At 34.6% G+C, this 16,679-nt stretch carries 17 protein-coding genes; 6 read left to right on the plus strand and 11 right to left on the minus strand.

The genetic code is table 11. The annotated features are described in order from the left end of the window. Positions 1-19: 19 nt before the first annotated feature. Entirely contained in the window at positions 20-1,336 is a 1,317-nt protein-coding gene (ahcY, locus tag RLT85_RS11510) for an adenosylhomocysteinase (protein ID WP_311402202.1), read from the plus strand. Between the two features lie 138 nt (positions 1,337-1,474). Here the strand turns inward: ahcY and rpmA are convergent, their stop codons facing one another. The 3 genes from rpmA to RLT85_RS11525 form a co-directional block, all read right to left on the minus strand. Then, a complete protein-coding gene (gene rpmA, locus RLT85_RS11515) occupies positions 1,475-1,735 on the minus strand; it encodes a 50S ribosomal protein L27 (RefSeq protein WP_308865676.1) in 261 nt (86 codons plus the stop codon). A 22-nt stretch (positions 1,736-1,757) separates the two neighbouring features. Continuing rightward, entirely contained in the window at positions 1,758-2,234 is a 477-nt protein-coding gene (gene rplU / locus RLT85_RS11520; protein WP_311402203.1) for a 50S ribosomal protein L21, read from the minus strand. A 150-nt stretch (positions 2,235-2,384) separates the two neighbouring features. Then, positions 2,385-2,855: a DUF4199 domain-containing protein gene (locus RLT85_RS11525; RefSeq protein WP_311402204.1), complete on the minus strand. Its 471-nt coding sequence runs from the start codon at positions 2,853-2,855 to the stop codon at positions 2,385-2,387. Positions 2,856-3,030: 175 nt separating this feature from the next. On the opposite strand from RLT85_RS11525, the gene RLT85_RS11530 reads away from it, so the two are divergent. Continuing rightward, the gene (locus tag RLT85_RS11530) at positions 3,031-4,356 is read left to right on the plus strand and encodes a M16 family metallopeptidase (protein ID WP_311402205.1); all 1,326 of its coding nucleotides are present in this window, start codon (positions 3,031-3,033) and stop codon (positions 4,354-4,356) included. An 18-nt stretch (positions 4,357-4,374) separates the two neighbouring features. Next, positions 4,375-6,441: a M16 family metallopeptidase gene (locus RLT85_RS11535; RefSeq protein WP_311402206.1), complete on the plus strand. Its 2,067-nt coding sequence runs from the start codon at positions 4,375-4,377 to the stop codon at positions 6,439-6,441. 258 nt (positions 6,442-6,699) lie between these two features. Here the strand turns inward: RLT85_RS11535 and RLT85_RS11540 are convergent, their stop codons facing one another. The 5 genes from RLT85_RS11540 to mutY form a co-directional block, all read right to left on the minus strand. Next, a complete protein-coding gene (locus tag RLT85_RS11540; RefSeq protein WP_311402207.1) occupies positions 6,700-7,587 on the minus strand; it encodes a DMT family transporter in 888 nt (295 codons plus the stop codon). A 142-nt stretch (positions 7,588-7,729) separates the two neighbouring features. Further along, a complete protein-coding gene (gene gldD / locus RLT85_RS11545) occupies positions 7,730-8,338 on the minus strand; it encodes a gliding motility lipoprotein GldD (RefSeq protein ID WP_311402208.1) in 609 nt (202 codons plus the stop codon). Further along, positions 8,328-9,650, minus strand: coding sequence for a gliding motility-associated protein GldE (locus tag RLT85_RS11550; RefSeq protein ID WP_311402209.1), 1,323 nt, complete (start codon positions 9,648-9,650; stop codon positions 8,328-8,330). Before RLT85_RS11550 ends, gldD begins: the two co-directional genes overlap by 11 nt. Positions 9,651-9,666: 16 nt before the next feature. Next, a complete protein-coding gene (locus RLT85_RS11555) occupies positions 9,667-10,137 on the minus strand; it encodes a single-stranded DNA-binding protein (RefSeq protein ID WP_311402210.1) in 471 nt (156 codons plus the stop codon). Positions 10,138-10,174: 37 nt separating this feature from the next. Next, positions 10,175-11,239: an A/G-specific adenine glycosylase gene (gene mutY, locus RLT85_RS11560; RefSeq protein ID WP_311402211.1), complete on the minus strand. Its 1,065-nt coding sequence runs from the start codon at positions 11,237-11,239 to the stop codon at positions 10,175-10,177. Positions 11,240-11,379: 140 nt separating this feature from the next. Between mutY and RLT85_RS11565 the strand changes: the two genes are divergently transcribed. The 3 genes from RLT85_RS11565 (at position 11,380) to RLT85_RS11575 (ending at position 14,022) form a co-directional block, all read left to right on the plus strand. Further along, the gene (locus RLT85_RS11565) at positions 11,380-11,670 is read left to right on the plus strand and encodes an HU family DNA-binding protein (protein ID WP_308865651.1); all 291 of its coding nucleotides are present in this window, start codon (positions 11,380-11,382) and stop codon (positions 11,668-11,670) included. A gap of 279 nt (positions 11,671-11,949) precedes the next feature. After that, positions 11,950-13,491 carry an Rne/Rng family ribonuclease gene (locus RLT85_RS11570; RefSeq protein ID WP_311402212.1) on the plus strand — a complete coding sequence of 514 codons (1,542 nt, stop codon included), beginning with the start codon at positions 11,950-11,952 and terminating at the stop codon, positions 13,489-13,491. Positions 13,492-13,554: 63 nt separating this feature from the next. Then, positions 13,555-14,022, plus strand: coding sequence for a regulatory protein RecX (locus RLT85_RS11575; RefSeq protein WP_311402213.1), 468 nt, complete (start codon positions 13,555-13,557; stop codon positions 14,020-14,022). Here RLT85_RS11575 and RLT85_RS11580 read toward each other — a convergent pair. The 3 genes from RLT85_RS11580 to RLT85_RS11590 all read right to left on the minus strand — a co-directional run bounded on the left by RLT85_RS11580 (position 14,017) and on the right by RLT85_RS11590 (position 16,599). After that, positions 14,017-14,886, minus strand: a complete 870-nt coding sequence (locus RLT85_RS11580) for a cupin-like domain-containing protein (RefSeq protein WP_311402214.1) — start codon at positions 14,884-14,886, stop codon at positions 14,017-14,019. The genes RLT85_RS11575 and RLT85_RS11580 overlap by 6 nt on opposite strands. Then, positions 14,883-15,755 carry a cupin-like domain-containing protein gene (locus RLT85_RS11585; RefSeq protein ID WP_311402215.1) on the minus strand — a complete coding sequence of 291 codons (873 nt, stop codon included), beginning with the start codon at positions 15,753-15,755 and terminating at the stop codon, positions 14,883-14,885. Before RLT85_RS11585 ends, RLT85_RS11580 begins: the two co-directional genes overlap by 4 nt. 430 nt (positions 15,756-16,185) lie before the next feature. After that, positions 16,186-16,599 (minus strand): putative signal transducing protein, encoded by a 414-nt coding sequence (locus tag RLT85_RS11590; protein WP_311402216.1) that lies wholly within the window; start codon positions 16,597-16,599, stop codon positions 16,186-16,188. Between the last annotated feature and the right edge of the window lie 80 nt (positions 16,600-16,679).

Consider the following 16,679-nt stretch of genomic DNA (forward strand, 5'->3'; position numbering starts at 1 on the left):
TAATAACAAATATAAGAATATGAGTACGAAAACGGTAACATACACACCATATAAAGTTAAAGATATTTCTCTAGCGGCATGGGGTAGAAAAGAAATGGAGCTTGCTGAAGCAGAAATGCCAGGATTAATGTCTTTAAGAGAAGAATACAAAGACGAGCAACCTCTTAAGGGAGCAAGAATTGCTGGATGTTTACATATGACGATTCAAACTGCGGTTTTAATTGAAACACTTACCGCTTTGGGAGCTGAAGTAACCTGGAGCTCTTGTAATATTTTCTCTACCCAAGATCAAGCTGCTGCTGCCATTGCAGATAGTGGTGTTTCAGTTTATGCTTGGAAAGGGATGACCGAAGAAGAATTTGACTGGTGTATTGAACAAACATTATTTTTTGGAGAAGATCGCAAGCCTTTAAATATGATTTTAGATGATGGTGGAGATTTGACCAATATGGTTTTAGACCGTTATCCAGAAATGGCAAAAGATATTAAAGGCCTTTCTGAAGAAACTACTACTGGTGTTCACCGTTTGTATGAGCGTATGAAAAACGGAACGCTTCCTATGCCAGCGATTAATGTTAACGATTCAGTTACCAAATCTAAATTTGATAATAAATATGGATGTCGTGAAAGTGCTGTAGATGCAATTCGCCGTGCTACCGATGTGATGCTCGCAGGAAAACGCGTAGTGGTTTGTGGCTATGGTGATGTTGGTAAAGGTACTGCTGCTTCATTTAAAGGAGCTGGTTCTATTGTAACGGTAACAGAAATTGATCCTATTTGTGCTTTACAAGCTGCAATGGATGGTTTTGAAGTAAAGAAATTAGAAAACGTATTATCTAAAGCAGATATCGTTATTACTACTACCGGAAATAAAGACATTGTAAGAGGAGAACATTTTGAAGCGATGAAAGACAAGACCATCGTTTGTAATATTGGCCACTTTGATAATGAAATTGCCGTATCTTGGTTAAATGACAACTTTGGCGATACCAAAGATGAGATTAAACCTCAAGTTGATAAGTATACCGTTAATGGAAAAGATATTATTTTATTGGCAGAAGGTAGATTGGTGAATCTTGGTTGCGCTACTGGTCATCCTAGTTTTGTGATGAGTAACTCATTTACTAATCAAACTTTAGCGCAGATTGAGCTTTGGAAAAATACTGATAAGTATAAAAATGAAGTTTATATGCTGCCTAAGCACTTAGATGAAAAGGTAGCAAAATTACACTTAGAAAAAATTGGAGTAGAGCTTACTGATTTGTCTCAAGAGCAAGCAGAATATATTGGAGTGGAAGTAAAAGGTCCTTACAAACCAGAATATTACAGATATTAATTAAATGGTATAACACCAAATACAAAAATCCCTTCAAGCAATCTTGAAGGGATTTTTTAGTTTAAAAAAGACTTTGAACTTAACGCATAAAAAAACCTTCAGCAAAAACTGAAGGTTTTTTATCCTATAAAGAAAATACTAAGCTTCAAACGGTTCAATAGAAACGTATGATTTGTTATTTCCTTTTTTTGCAAATTTTACAACACCGTCAACTTTGGCGTGTAATGTATGGTCTTTTCCTGCATACACATTATCCCCAGGATTATGTGCAGTACCTCTTTGTCTTACGATGATATTTCCTGCAATAGCAGCTTGTCCACCAAAAATCTTAACGCCTAAACGTTTCGATTCTGATTCTCTACCGTTTTTAGAACTACCAACTCCTTTCTTGTGAGCCATAGGTTTATAATTTTAAAAGTTATTATTTACTTAGAGCTTCAATTAGCTCTGCTTTCTTTAAAGAAGAGTAACCTTCTAAGCCTTTTTCTTTGGCCATTTCTCTAAGCTCTGCCACAGTATGGTTGCTTAAATCATTGTCCTCTTTAGGCTTTTCTTCCTTCTTTTTCGTTTCCGTTTTCTTTTCTCCTTTAAGAGAAATATCACCGATAACAATTTCTGTTAAAGATTGACGGTGACCATTTTTTACACGGTAACCTTTACGTCTTTTCTTTTTAAATACGATTACTTTATCTCCTTTTAGGTGACGTGTAATCTTGGCTCCAACAAGAGCTCCTTCTATAGCCGGGGCGCCTAAAGTAATGTCATCTCCGTTTCCTGCTAAAAGAACTTTATCGAAAGATACTGAATCTCCCTCTTCTCCTGCTAAACGATGAACAAAAACTTTTTGGTCTTTTGCAACCTTAAATTGCTGCCCTGCTATCTCTACAATTGCGTACATAGCGTAATTTTATTAAAAATTTTGTTTAAAATGGATGCAAATATACCTATAAATCTTTAACCCACAAATCTATTATATATAAAATTACAAGAGATTCTAAAAAGGAAAAACTATTTTCTAAGCAGCTTTCGCTTTTTTGTGTGAATAAACCTATCGACCGGCTATTTTTTCATTGGTTTTCTTGGTGTTCCAACTCGTTTTAAAAAGCTGCATAAAAGAAAGTGTAAACACTAATGAAGTAGCAAACCCCATGGTTGCCACCACGAAAAGTAACATCGCAACGCTTGTATTGTTATCATTTTGCCAACCTTTTAAAATTTCACTAAGGAAAGTATCATCAAAATTAGTGGCATAAATCCCAAAAAATAAAGTAAAAATAAAGGTGGCCAAAAAACCAGCAACAAGACCTGCCATAAATCCTTTCTGGTATTTAAACTTTGCTCCTTTATATTCGTAATAACTTTTAATACATAAATATATACCAGCACCAGTAATTACACCATTGAATAAACTAAAAATAGGTTTAGTGTGTAAATCTAATAAGGACAAGAGTAAAAAATAAATAATTAAAGCTGCTGCTATTAACAATCCGAAGCGAATTGGTATAGATTGGTTTTTCATAATAATTTTATTTAAGTCTAAATTTCTAAAAAATTGCTGAATCCAATAGGCAACATATTGTTAATTTATGTGAAAATCAAAGATAAATTTAGGGATGTTTTTAAAATTCCTCCCATTTTTATGTAACAAAATGGTATTTTTGAATACTTATTTAAAAAACTTAAAATAATTAAAAATGATTAGAAAAATTAGCTCAGCTTTTTGTGCTCTATTCTTAACTTTTTCTGGCTTTGCTCAAGAGGTGGAATACACAGAGTATGATTTAGACAATGGCCTACATGTTATTTTGCATCAGGACAATACTGCTCCCGTAGTTACGGTAGGAGTAATGTACCACGTAGGGGCAAAAAACGAAGTAGAAGGAAGAACAGGTTTTGCCCACTTCTTTGAACACCTTTTATTTGAAGGAACAGAAAATATTGCGCGTGGAGAATGGTTTAACATTGTTGCCGCTAACGGCGGAAGCAATAACGCCAACACCACGGCAGACAGAACTTACTATTACGAGACTTTCCCGTCTAATAACTTAGAATTAGGATTATGGATGGAATCAGAAAGAATGGTTCATCCAGTCATCAATCAAATTGGAGTAGATACTCAAAACGAAGTGGTGAAAGAAGAAAAGAGATCTAGAGTAGATAATGCACCTTACGGTAAGATTATTTATGGCACAGGAATCAACCATTACATGTTTAAAAAGCATCCTTACAAAAACACCGTTATTGGTACAATGGAAGATTTAGATGCAGCAGAATTGGATGAGTTTAAGGCATTTTTTGATAAATTCTACGGACCTAATAATGCTACCTTAGTGATTGCTGGTGATATAGACACTAAGGACACCAAAGAAATGATCAAAAAGTACTTTGCTGGTATTCCAAGAGGAGCAGAAGTTGATCCTGTAAATATTAAAGAAGATCCTATCAAGTCTACAATAACGGCTAAAGAGTATGACAGTAATATTCAAATTCCTGCTAAACTATACGTATATAGAACTCCAGCAATGAATGAAAGAGACGCTTATGTTTTAGATATGGTTTCTTCTATTTTAACCGATGGAAAAAGTTCTCGTATGTATAAAACCATGGTAGACGATAAAAAAGAAGCACTACAAGTACTTGCATTTCCTAGAGCTCAAGAAGATTATGGAATGTATGTAATAGGAGCTTTGGCAATGGGAGAGACTCCTTTAGAAACTTTAGGAACTTCTATTGATGAGGAAATTAAAAAGCTTAAAACGGAATTGATTTCAGAAAATGAATACCAAAAACTTCAAAATAAATTTGAAAACAATTTTGTAAACTCTAACAGTAGCGTACAGGGAATTGCTTCTTCTCTAGCAACCTACCACACACTTTACGGAGATACAGATCTTATCAATAAAGAAATCGAAATCTATAGAGGAATTACAAGAGAAGACATTAAAAAAGTAGCTAATGAGTATCTAAAAGAGAATCAACGTTTAGACTTAGACTACTTACCTACTCCAGATTCTGAATAATTTTAAAAAAGCAAAACAATGAAATTTAAATTATATCCACTATTTATTATGTGCCTTATGGTCTTTGGAGCGCAAGCCCAAGTAGATCGTTCTAAGCAACCTCAACCAGGTCCGGCACCAAAAATTAACTTAAATAAACCAGCTTCTTTCAAATTAGATAACGGTTTAAAAGTTATGGTAGTAGAAAACCATAAACTTCCTAGAGTTAGTGCAAGTTTAATTATAGACAATAAACCAAATTCCGAAGGAAATAAAGAAGGTGTGAAAGCTCTTTATAGCGCCATGATGGGAACGGGAACCAATAGTATGTCTAAAGACGATTTTAATGAACGAATCGATTTTTTAGGCGCCAATGTGAACTACAGTACCCAAGGAGCTTCAGCAAGATCTTTATCTAAGTTCTTCCCAGAAGTTTTGGAATTAATGGCTCAAGGATTATTAGATCCTAAGTTTGATGCAGAAGAGTTTGAAACTCAAAAAGACCGTCTTATTGAAGGAATTAAAAGTAATGCTAAAAGTGCTGGGGTAATTGCTAGCAATGTTAGCCAAGCTTTAGCCTATGGTAAAAATCACCCATACGGGGAATTCGCTACAGAAGCTTCTGCAGAGAAAGTGACTTTGGCAGACGTGAACAAATATTATGAAAACTACATTTCTCCAAAAAACGCTTACTTAGTAGTCGTTGGAGACATCAAAGAAAGAGATGTAAAGAAATTAGTAAGAAAGCTATTTAGTGACTGGCAAGCAGATGTTCCTCCTTCAGGATCTTTACCAAGCCTTCCTAAAGTGCAGTACACCCAAATTAATTTTGTAGATGTTCCCAATGCAGTACAGAGTGAATTGTATGTTCAAAACACGATTGACTTAAAAATGGCAGATGAGGATTACTTCCCAGTATTGGTAACTAACCAAATTTTAGGAGGTAGCTTCGGAAGTTATTTGAATATGAATTTACGTGAAAAGAACGGTTATACATATGGAGCGAGAACTTCTACGGGAGATGACAAGTATGCAAGTAGATTTTATGCTTCGGCAAGTGTTAGAAATGCGGTAACAGATAGTGCTATCGTTGAAACCTTTAAAGAAATTAAGCGTATCAAATCAGAAAAAGTTTCTTACGAGGATTTAAGCAATGCCAAAAACAAATTTGCGGGAGATTTCGTATTAAGATTAGAGCGTCCCTCAACGATTGCGAGCTATGCCTTAAATATTGAAACAGAAAATCTTCCTTCTGATTTCTATACGCAGTTCCTAAAAAAGATCAATGCGGTTACACAAGAAGACATTATGAGAGTAGCCAATAAATACTACAAAACAGATAAAATGCAGATTGTAGTTGCTGGAAAAGGTGCAGAAGTTTTAACAAACTTAGAAAATGTAAAGATTGACGGAAAAAAGACACCTATTTTCTTTTTCAACAAAGAAGGTGAAAAAGTCGAAAGACCAGTGTACACCAAGGAAGTACCAGAAGGTGTGAGTGTTAAAACTGTTTATGAGGATTATATTAAAGCGGTAGGAGGCGAAAAAGCAACTAAAGCAGTAAAAAGTATAGTTTCTACAGGAAGTGCTTCTGTACAAGGGATGAACCTTAGCTACAGCAGCAAAAACACCGCAGATGGCAAAAGTCTTACCTTGGTACAAATGAACGGTATGACATTGAGCAAACAAGTATTTGATGGTGAAACTGGTTATACTGAAGCTCAAGGGCAGCGTATGGATTATACCGAAGATCAAATTATCGCAGCCAAAAGAGATGCTAAATTATTTACTGAGTTGGAAGCGTCTGCAAGCGATAAGCTTACCGGAATTGAAGTTGTAGATGGGGAAGATGCATATGTTATAGAAACTTCTAAAGACTCTAAAAATTACTACAGCACCAAAACTGGTCTTAAACTACAAACCGTGACTACGGTTTCTCAAGGAGACCAGTCTATGACCACCACTATGGGATACGATGATTACAAAACGGTAGAAGGAGTAAAGCTACCACATTTAATCTCTATTAATATGGGGCCACAAACGATTGAGGTAAGCATGAACCAAGTAGAATTAAACAAAGGAGTTAGCGACGCCGACTTTAAGTAACCTTCTTATTCAATTAAATTAACCGACTTTAGTTTCGACTATAGTCGGTTTTTTTTATTGCTTTACGGAAGAAATTCTCCGAAGAATTAATGATGATATGTAAAAAATATAATTAGCAATGCTGGCGAACTACAACTATATTAGAAAGAGATCTCATTTTAAACCGCTTTATTGATCTCACGTACTTTTTATACTGAACGCTATACCATTATATAGAGAAAGATCTAAATAAATCTGATGGATTGCAGCAAATAGTTTTTAGGCTTTAACCCTCCGCTTTTTGTTTGCAAAATAAACGCCAATTAAGATTACTATTCCGGAGACGGCTTGCCAAAAGCTAAAAATTTCTCCGTCTAAAACTCCCCAAGTTAAAGCCACCACAGGAATTAAATAAGTGACTGAAGTTGTAAACACTGGGTTAGAAAGTTGCACCAATCTATTAAAAAGGATTTTTGCGATTCCCGTTCCAACAACAGAAAGAATGGCGATATAACCTATAGAAACTTGCACTTCTGGCTGCTGTAGCAACTCCGTTTTAAAGAAGCCTGAAAAATACAGTACAGCCAAAGACGGAAACAGTAAAATAATAAAGCAACCCACCGTAATACTCAAAGCTGGTACTTCTTGTAAATACTTTTTAATAATGTGTACATTAAAGCCATACATCGTAGTTGCAACCAAAGGTAAAAGCGCATACCAATAATTTTGATGCGTGTTCACAGTAGCTCCGCTTCCAATAAGGAAAATAGAACCCAACAATCCTACAAAAACTCCAATCACTTGATTCTTAGTAGATCGCACTGAAAAAATTAAAAACCCGATGATAATTGATAAGATGGGAACGGTAGAATTTAAAATAGAAACAATGGCGCTATCAATTTCCAATTCCGCGAAAGCGAAAAGAAATGCAGGAAAAAACGAACCTAAAAGTCCAGAAACTACAATCCACTTCCATTGCTCCTTTTTGATTTTTTTGATACTCCTAAAACCAATAATAAGTAGAAAAATAGCAGCCAATGCAGTTCTTAAAGCCCCTAATTGAAGTGCGGTTAACCCCACCAATCCTTTTTTGATAAGAATAAAGGAACTTCCCCAAACCAAAGAAAGCAAGATTAGATATAACCATTTGTAATGTGATTGCTGCATGCGTATTTTTTAGAAGCTGCAAAATTCATCATTATTTATGAACTGCCCTAACTTTTTAAAATCCAATTGTACTGTGGGTAAAGGCAAAAAAAAGGTTTACGCATAAAAAAGTCTCTCTTCTATCTCATTATTTAAGAGAAAACTATTTTTTTAAAGCCTCCCTATTAAGCTTCTGCGGAAGCGTATCTTCTTTCCAAGTGAGGCTTTCCATTAGATGCTTAATGTCGTTTTTAAGGTAATTGGCCGCGGGAACAATAGAATCGTAATTGGGCTTACTTCTAAAGTAAATAGAACCAGTGATAAAGTGATTCACACTATCGGTTACGTAAAACTGTGCTTGTGAAGCTGCATCCCCACTAACTTCGTAGAACGTTCCAAAAGCTTTTTTCTTCTCATTTATATAAGTATCTGCCTCAATTTCATCGGCTTTCACAGTATGTTCTAAAGGAAGTTTTTGGGCGTCCATTAGCAATTCTTTTAGGTTATTGCGCACAGGTTGGTAGGTAATAAAAATGGTTCCGTCAAGAAGAGCGTAATCTATATTCACCCAGCAATCTTGCTGTACTTTGGGCTCTTTTAATTGCGCAATGCTATTAATCTCAAAAGAGTAAGAACAAGGGAATTCTATTTTTTTATAGTTGGGTTCTGGGTATTCTAATGCCAAAAAAGCTTTGGGTTTAGGCTGAGCAGCATCCTCCCCACAACTCACAAATATACACGCAATCGCAATTAAAATAAGGCTATACTTCATGAGCTATACTTAATTTTACCTGTTTAATACGTTTATTATCCACCGCTTCTATGGTAAATGTAAAATGTTCTACTTTAAGCTCTTGATCTCTTTTAGGAAATTCTCCCGAAATTTCTAATAAAAAGCCTGCTAAGGTTTCGGCTTCTCCTCTCTTTTCCTCAATAAAATCGTTTTCTTCTAGCTTAATTACTTTATAAAAATCTTTTAAGGGCGTTTTTCCTTCAAACACAAAGTTATAATCATCCAACTTAGAAAAAACCAAATCTTCATCATCAAACTCATCACTAATATCTCCTACAATTTCTTCAATAATATCTTCTAGAGATATGATGCCGCTAGTTCCCCCATATTCATCTACCACAATAGCCAAATGATTTCTCTTTTCTTTAAAATCATTGAGCAAATCATCTAATTTTTTATTTTCTGGCACAAAGTAAGGCTCTCTTAGCAGGTCCTGCCATTCAAAATCTTTTTTATCTAAGTGAGGTAAGAGATCTTTAATGTAAAGAATACCTAAAATATTATCTATACTATCTTCGTAAACCGGAATTCTAGAATAGCTCTGCTCTACAATTTCTTCAATAACTTCTGTATAGGGCTGATTCTTATTCAACGCAAACACATCCATTCGGTTTTTCATCACTTGCTTAACCACTGTATTTCCGAAGGAAACAATACCTTTTAAAATTTTTTGCTCCTCTTTTGTCGTATCTTCTTCACTGGTAAGTTCCAATGCTTGGGAAAGTTGATCTACGCTTAAATTAGATTTTTGCTTTCCTAGTTTATTATGAATTAAGACCGTCACATAACGCATAGGCAGACTAAAAACGCTAAATAGTTTATCTAGAACCCCAAGCGGATACGCCATAAAGTGAGAGAATTTCACCTTATTTCTATTCGCATATATTTTTGGTAAGATTTCGCCGAAAAGCAAAATAAGAAAAGTTACAATAATTACCTCCAACACAAAGCGCACGTTAACTCCGTAATACACCGTATTGATTCCATCAAAGAGACTACTTGCCAAAGAGTCAAAAAGAAGTACAATGGCAATATTTACAAAATTATTGGCCACCAAGATAGTTGCCAATAATTTTTTAGGCCGGTCTAGAAGACGAATTAAAATTTGTTGCTTGGCCGAAACTTTGCCATCATCCACATCAAAATCTGATGGGATTAAAGAGAACAAAGCCACCTCTGATCCAGAAATTAAGGCAGAACATCCCAATAATACAAGCAAAAGTATGCCACTAAGAACATCATAAGATCCTAGCGATAATAAAGTAATTAAACTGGAAGGGTCAGGGTCCAAATGGCGTAGGTTTTAATTAAAACGGTAAATCGTCCTCTTCCTGTTCTTGCGACTGCACATCAGGCTTTGATTGATTTTGCTGCGGAATAGATTGCGGCTGAGGTGAAGGTGAAGCTTGTTGTTGATTGTTTCCCGTTGACCCAGCTTGGTCTTTAGGAGTTAAAAAAGTAAATTCAGTACATTGCACCTCTGTAGAATAGCGATCCATTCCCTTATCATCGGTCCATTTTCTGGTTTTTATTCTTCCTTCAATATAAACTTTATCTCCCTTTTTAAGGTACTTTTCGCAAATCTCGGCACCCTTGTTTCTCACTACAATATTATGCCATTCTGTATTGCTTACGCGTTCTCCAGAGTTTTTGTTCACATATTCTTCGTTGGTTGCTAATGGAAATCTCCCAATGCAGCCGCCGCCTTCAAAATGGTGCATTTTTACATCATCTCCTGTATGTCCTATCAGCATTACCTTATTTAATGTACCCGCCATAATATTTTGTTTTAATAGTAAATGTAAGCAAAAAGAATTATTTGCTAAAACCGTAAGCCTCAATAAATTTTTGAATCACTACGGGAACTGCAAAAGTATCTATTTGATTAGTTATAAGAAGTGACTTTGGCAGATTTTCTACTAAATTTAATTTTTCTACTTCCACAATCCAAAATTTAACCCATAATTTACGGTGAGAAAGCAAGTGTTTTATAGGTTTAGCATTATAAAGAGAAGCTTCTCTAAGTATATTCTGCGGAAGAATTTTATCATTACTCATTAGAAGATCTTCTGAAGTTTCGCAGGATTTGCTGGATTCAATTAAAGGAAACTGGAATAAATTCTTCCAAATTCCTTTCCCTGTTCTTTTTTCTAGAAACACATTTTCTCTACTATCTAGGATCACAATATAATTGTAATGTCTCTCTAGTACTTTGGTTTTCTTTAGCTTCCGCGGAAGCGATTCTACTAAACTTTGCCGAAATGCTACACAATCTATCTGCAAAGGACATACGGCACAATCTGGAGATTTGGGGGTACATTGCAAGGCTCCAAACTCCATAATTGCTTGGTTATAGATATCTGGTTGCTCTTTATCTAGTAATTTTTCGGCTAAAGTTTTAAACTCTTTAATTCCTTCTGTAGAATTAATAGGCGTATCTATTCCAAAATATCTACTTAGTGCGCGGTAGACGTTGCCATCTACTACTGCCACCGGCTCTTGATAACAAAAAGAAGCGATCGCACTTGCGGTATAGTCTCCCACTCCTTTCAGGTTTTTTAGATCTTTATAAGTAGTTGGGAAAATTCCGTTAAGCTCATATGCCACATATTTTGCAGTAAAATGAAGGTTTCTAGCGCGAGAATAATAACCTAAGCCCTGCCATAGTTTAAGTACTTTATCTTCACTGGCTTTTGCGAGGTCAAAAACTGTGGGAAAAGCCTTAATAAATTTTAAAAAATAAGGCAAACCTTGCTGTATTCTAGTTTGTTGCAACATAATTTCACTCAGCCAAATAGGATATGGTTCTTGCGTGTCTCGCCAAGGCAACTCCCTCGCATTTTCTAAATACCAATTGATGAGTTTGTTATGAAATTTCATAGGTGTTTTTATTAAAAAGCGAAAGTAAAAGTTTATTGTGTTACTATTTAAACATTTAGGTTTGATTTATTGATAATTAAATTAGTATATTTGCACCCTCTTAAAATGATAACCCATATATAATAAAAAATAATTGTAAGATGACGAAAGCAGATATTGTAGCAAACATTTCGGATAAGTTAGGAATGGAAAAAGGTGACGTACAGGCTACTATTGAAACCTTTATGGAAGAAGTAAAAAACTCTTTAGAAGGCGGTGACAACGTTTATTTAAGAGGTTTTGGGAGTTTTATAATTAAAACCCGTGCAGAAAAAACAGGAAGAAACATTTCTAAAAATACAACGATTAAAATTCCTGCACACAACATCCCTGCATTTAAACCGGCAAAAGTTTTTGTAGAAGGTGTTAAAACAAACGTAGAAGTAAAATAAAACGAATTATTAATTTAAATACATATTTTTATGCCAAGTGGTAAAAAAAGAAAAAGACATAAGGTAGCGACGCATAAGCGTAAGAAAAGAAGAAGAGCTAACCGACACAAGAAAAAGTAGTTTTCATACTACTTTTTTTTTATTAAAAAACGTTCATTGAAATCGAAGCTTTCAAAAAGCTTCATCAGGATTTTTTTACAAAACCCTGTGAAAAATTTTTGTTTAATCCATCTATACGTGAATTTCATGTATGGATAAAAATCTAATTAGCTAGGAATAATGGATAAAGAATTAATTATTAGATCAGATTCCTCTGCTGTTGATTTTGCCTTATTAAAAGATGGAAAACTAGTAGAATTACATAAAGAAAAAGACGATAGCAATTTTGCGGTTGGAGATATTTTTATCGCCAAAGTAAGAAAAGCAATACCTGGTCTTAATGCTGCATTTGTTAATGTAGGTTATGAAAAGGATGGTTTTTTACACTATCACGATTTAGGTCCGCAAGTCTCTACTTTATTAAAATTCGTAAAACGTGTAAGCACAGGTAAATTAAAAGACTTTTCTTTAAAGGATTTTCCTTTAGAGCAAGATATTGATAAAGATGGCAGTATTGTAGATGCCGTTAAATCAAATCAGTCTTTACTGGTACAAGTCGTAAAAGAACCAATTTCTACAAAAGGCCCAAGAATAAGTAGCGAACTTTCCTTTGCGGGAAGGTACATCGTTCTTGTTCCTTTTTCTAATCGCATTTCAATTTCTCAAAAAATTGACAGCAAAGATGAAAAAGAACGCCTCAAGAGATTGGTAAAAAGCATTAAACCTAAAGGTTTTGGTGTAATTGTGCGAACTGTAGCAGAAGGCAAAAAAGTAGCAGAACTAGACAAAGACCTTCAAAATTTGATGGGTCGTTGGACAGCCATGTGCAAGAAATTGTATAAAGCCCACCATCCTACAAAAGTATTGGGAGAGTTAAATAGAGCATCTTCTATTTTAAGAGATATCTTTAATGACTCTTTCACTTCTATTTGTACCGATGATGAAGCACTTTATACACAAATTAAAGATTATGTAGGAGAATTCTCTCCTGCAAAAGAGTCAATTGTGAAATTATATCAATCTAACGTCCCCATTTTTGAAAAAAATGGAATCGAAAGGCAAATTAAAACCGCCTTTGGTAAAACCGTTTCTATGAGTAAAGGTGCTTATTTGGTTATTGAACATACAGAAGCTATGCACGTTATAGACGTAAATAGTGGTAACCGAAGTAGTAAAGCCAAAACTCAGGAAGAAACCGCTCTAGAAGTTAACCTTATAAGTGCTTCTGAAGTGGCAAGACAGTTGCGATTAAGGGATATGGGAGGAATTATTGTAGTCGATTTTATTGACATGAATAAAGCCGAGAACCGTAAAGCCCTTTTTAATCATTTACGAGATGAAATGAGTGATGATCGCGCCAAACATAAAATCTTACCCCCTACCAAGTTTGGACTGATACAAATAACAAGACAACGCGTAAGACCGGAAATGAATATCAAAACAAGAGAAGAAAACCCTAACGGAAACGGTGGGGAAATTGAAGCTCCAATTGTTGTGATTAATAAAATAAACGCCGACTTACAAAAAATTATTAAAAAAGGACATAAAAACGTGAGTCTTACCGCTCATCCTTTTGTGGCCGCTTTTTTAACAAGAGGTATTCCATCACCTAGAAGTAACTGGTTTATAGACCATAAACGCTGGGTAAAAATATTACCAAGAGATGCTTACACGTATCTAGAATATCACTTTCACGATAAAAACGGGGAAGAAATACTCTAAAAAAATTGACACCCTGTAAAGTTATACTTTACAGGGTTTTTTTATTTTTATAAAAACTTTTGTTTGGACACTTACAAGACCTTTACTGTAAAAGAAGCTACGTTAAAGCTTATGAATTATTGTGCCTACCAAGAGCGATGCCACCAAGATGTAGAGCAAAAGCTCATAGAATTGCGCATGATACCAGAGGCTAGACAACAAATTATACAAAAACTCTTAGAGGATAATTTTCTTAATGAAGAGCGCTTTGCTCAAAGTTTTGCTCGGGGAAAATTTAGAATCAAAAAATGGGGAAAAATTCGTATTCAACAAGAATTAAAAAGACGTAATGTATCTAGATTTAATATTGTCTCGGCGCTTAAAGAAATAGATGAAACTGAATATGTTGAAACTCTAGATCAACTTTTTATAAAAAGATTAGATAGCTTAACGGAAAAAAATCCGCAGAAGCTAAAAAAGAAAATAGCAGACTACTTATTATATCGAGGTTGGGAAAGTCATCTTATCTACGAAAAACTAAACACCTTATAGATTTGCTTTCTTGTAAGTTTGTTTTATAGATTGCTCATTCTTGTGGGCTAGCCATTTATCTCCTTTCCATCTGCGCATGATGTTATCATAGTGACGCATTATAAAAATATTATAAACCGCTTTTAAAAGATGCTTGGGCTTTTTAGGAGCCGATCTTAAACTCATAGAAAATCCTGGCGTTAAATAGGTCATAAAGTGCCAATAGCCCTCTGGCATATACAGCGCATCGCCGTGTTCTAAATAGGCTTCCATCCCTTTAGCTTTTCTTAAAGCAGGAAATTTATCAAAATCTGGCTGGTTAAAATTAATCCCTTCGTTTGCAATCAATGCATGGGGTACTTTATACAAATATTTACTTTCTGAAGGAGGAAACAACAAACAACGTTTTTTTCCGTGGAAATGAAAATGCATAATGTTGGCATAGTCGATGTCATAGTGCATAAAAACACTAGAGTTTTTTCCGCCAAAAAATAAAAAAGGCAATCCTTTCAAGAATTTAAGTCCTATATTGGGATATTTAAAATCTTTCTGCAACGCAGGTATTTCTTTTAACAAACTATATAAAAAAATACGGTAATTAGTAGGTTTTGAACGCAGCAAATCTATATACTCACCCATACTCATTTTAGCATGAGGTTCATTAAATTTATCCTTACTACTCACTGGCCGGTTGTCATAAAGAGGTACTTCTTGATCTTTTGCCACCTGTTTTATGTACTCTAGATTCCATTTTTTATAAGCTGGCCAATCTTTAGTTAGGTTTTGTAAAACCACAGGTTTTTGTGGTTTTACATAGTTCTTTACAAACTCTTCCTTAGTAATATTGCTTACTCTTGGTATTTCCTGTAAATGAAAATCTTTCATAATAGCTTATTATCTTCAGTTGCCTTATGGGCAATTTTAATAGCTTTTTGGTTTTTGTAATCAACCCACTTTTGTCCCTTTAATTTACGCATAATATTGTCAAAATGCATCGTAAATAATATACTTCTAAGAAATTTTGCCTTCTTAGGGAATGAGCTAGGGAAAGATCTTAGCGTTAAGGATACACTTGGTGTTTTATACCTAATATAATGCCAGTATCCACTAGGAATATAAAGCATATCTCCTGGTTGTAATAAGACTTTAAAGCCTTTAGCGTATTTTAAGGCGGGAAACTTATCATAATCTGGATCATCAAATTCTATGCTTTCCATAGCGACGATGGAATGCGGTACGTGGTATAAAAAAGTTTTTTGATCATGCGGAAATAAAATCACTTCTTTTTCCCCCACAAAATTAAAATGTAGGTTGTTGGCAAAATCCATATCATAATGCAATAAAACCCTAGAACCCGCGCCTCCAAAAAATAGTACGGGTAACTTCTTGAAAAATTTAATTCCCAAATTAGGATATTTAAAGTCACCCATTAACTGTGGCGCTTTTTGTAACATATTAAAGAAAAATATACGCAAATCAGTAGGTCCATTTTTAAGAAGTTCTACATAATTTTTCATGAGCATTCGCGCAGCAGGTTTTCTTGAAAGTTCCTTTCCTTTTGCTGGCTCACTATTGTATAATGGCACTTCTACCTCGCCTACTTCTTGAGCAAAATAATCTAAGCTCCATTTTTCTCTTGCCGGCCAATCCTTAGATAATTCCTTTATTACAAGAGGTATTAATGGCTTCACATAAGATTCTTTAAAATCTTTTGCCTCTATAATGTCGACAGTTTTTATTTTTTCTAAGTGCATCTTTTCAATATTACTATTAATAATGCTTTTCTTTTTAAGGGCTATCTTGTGACCTGTACTTCTTCTCAAAAATAAGAAATGCTGCGGATTAAATCTCTATAAACACTCATTGTTGTCCGATAAAGAACCAAGACCGCTGCGCTTTTTAGAACCAAGAATCAAGACTTAATTGTAACTAACTGATAAACAGTGATGTTCTAACATAAAATTATTATCACATTCTCGATAGAATCATTTTCAAGAAAGAAAGGTATCTATTTTAAAATCTTATTAAATTTCAGACATAAAAGATTCAATAAGTTTATATTATTTTTATCAGACAAGGATAATAAGCAATATACTTAACCTAAATTAACGTGTGTTTTAACTCTTCCAGAGTTTGAAATTTGTGTGAAGACAGTTAAGGTATGTTTCTAGACTAAAGTGGTGCTTAAATTTTCTTGAATTTAGTATGGCATTGTTCACAACGATACTCGTATGCTGCATAAAACGGTAAAGCTGCCACCAGCCAACTTCCTAAAAAAGCCACGAATGATTTAAAATCTTGTATGGTTGTAAAATAATGAATTTGCGTGCTGTTGCAATTAGGACAATGAATCTTCTCTCCTTCATTAGTTAAAGAGTACTTAGGCATTTTTTCCAAGATTTCTAAGGCAAAATCCCGATCTACTTGACGAACTTTTAATTTTACTCCGCCAATGGCATGACTCATTAAAGGGTCTGTATCTATCGTATATTCGTCTTGTATATACACAAGGATGCCTTCGGCTTCTAGACGCCCTTTAAAAATTTGAGCTTCTGAAGAATACTGATAATTTGCTATCACCACCCAACTGGAATCCATACGCTGTTTTAAAATTTTATTGGCTTTTGTACATCAAATAAATTATGCTAAAGATAAACTTTCAGGAGCTAACGAATACA

Origin of the sequence: Mesonia ostreae, from assembly GCF_031845265.1 — a bacterium.
Classification (GTDB): domain Bacteria; phylum Bacteroidota; class Bacteroidia; order Flavobacteriales; family Flavobacteriaceae; genus Mesonia; species Mesonia ostreae.

Excerpts from the sequence above, each read along its gene's own strand:
- ahcY (WP_311402202.1), top strand. The coding sequence starts at position 20 with ATGAGTACGAAAACGGTAACATACACACCATATAAAGTTAAAGATATT.
- rpmA (WP_308865676.1), bottom strand. The coding sequence starts at position 1,735 with ATGGCTCACAAGAAAGGAGTTGGTAGTTCTAAAAACGGTAGAGAATCA.
- rplU (WP_311402203.1), bottom strand. The coding sequence starts at position 2,234 with ATGTACGCAATTGTAGAGATAGCAGGGCAGCAATTTAAGGTTGCAAAA.
- RLT85_RS11525 (WP_311402204.1), bottom strand. The coding sequence starts at position 2,855 with ATGAAAAACCAATCTATACCAATTCGCTTCGGATTGTTAATAGCAGCA.
- RLT85_RS11530 (WP_311402205.1), top strand. The coding sequence starts at position 3,031 with ATGATTAGAAAAATTAGCTCAGCTTTTTGTGCTCTATTCTTAACTTTT.
- RLT85_RS11535 (WP_311402206.1), top strand. The coding sequence starts at position 4,375 with ATGAAATTTAAATTATATCCACTATTTATTATGTGCCTTATGGTCTTT.
- RLT85_RS11540 (WP_311402207.1), bottom strand. The coding sequence starts at position 7,587 with ATGCAGCAATCACATTACAAATGGTTATATCTAATCTTGCTTTCTTTG.
- gldD (WP_311402208.1), bottom strand. The coding sequence starts at position 8,338 with ATGAAGTATAGCCTTATTTTAATTGCGATTGCGTGTATATTTGTGAGT.
- RLT85_RS11555 (WP_311402210.1), bottom strand. The coding sequence starts at position 10,137 with ATGGCGGGTACATTAAATAAGGTAATGCTGATAGGACATACAGGAGAT.
- mutY (WP_311402211.1), bottom strand. The coding sequence starts at position 11,239 with ATGAAATTTCATAACAAACTCATCAATTGGTATTTAGAAAATGCGAGG.
- RLT85_RS11565 (WP_308865651.1), top strand. The coding sequence starts at position 11,380 with ATGACGAAAGCAGATATTGTAGCAAACATTTCGGATAAGTTAGGAATG.
- RLT85_RS11570 (WP_311402212.1), top strand. The coding sequence starts at position 11,950 with ATGGATAAAGAATTAATTATTAGATCAGATTCCTCTGCTGTTGATTTT.
- RLT85_RS11580 (WP_311402214.1), bottom strand. The coding sequence starts at position 14,886 with ATGAAAGATTTTCATTTACAGGAAATACCAAGAGTAAGCAATATTACT.
- RLT85_RS11585 (WP_311402215.1), bottom strand. The coding sequence starts at position 15,755 with ATGCACTTAGAAAAAATAAAAACTGTCGACATTATAGAGGCAAAAGAT.
- RLT85_RS11590 (WP_311402216.1), bottom strand. The coding sequence starts at position 16,599 with ATGGATTCCAGTTGGGTGGTGATAGCAAATTATCAGTATTCTTCAGAA.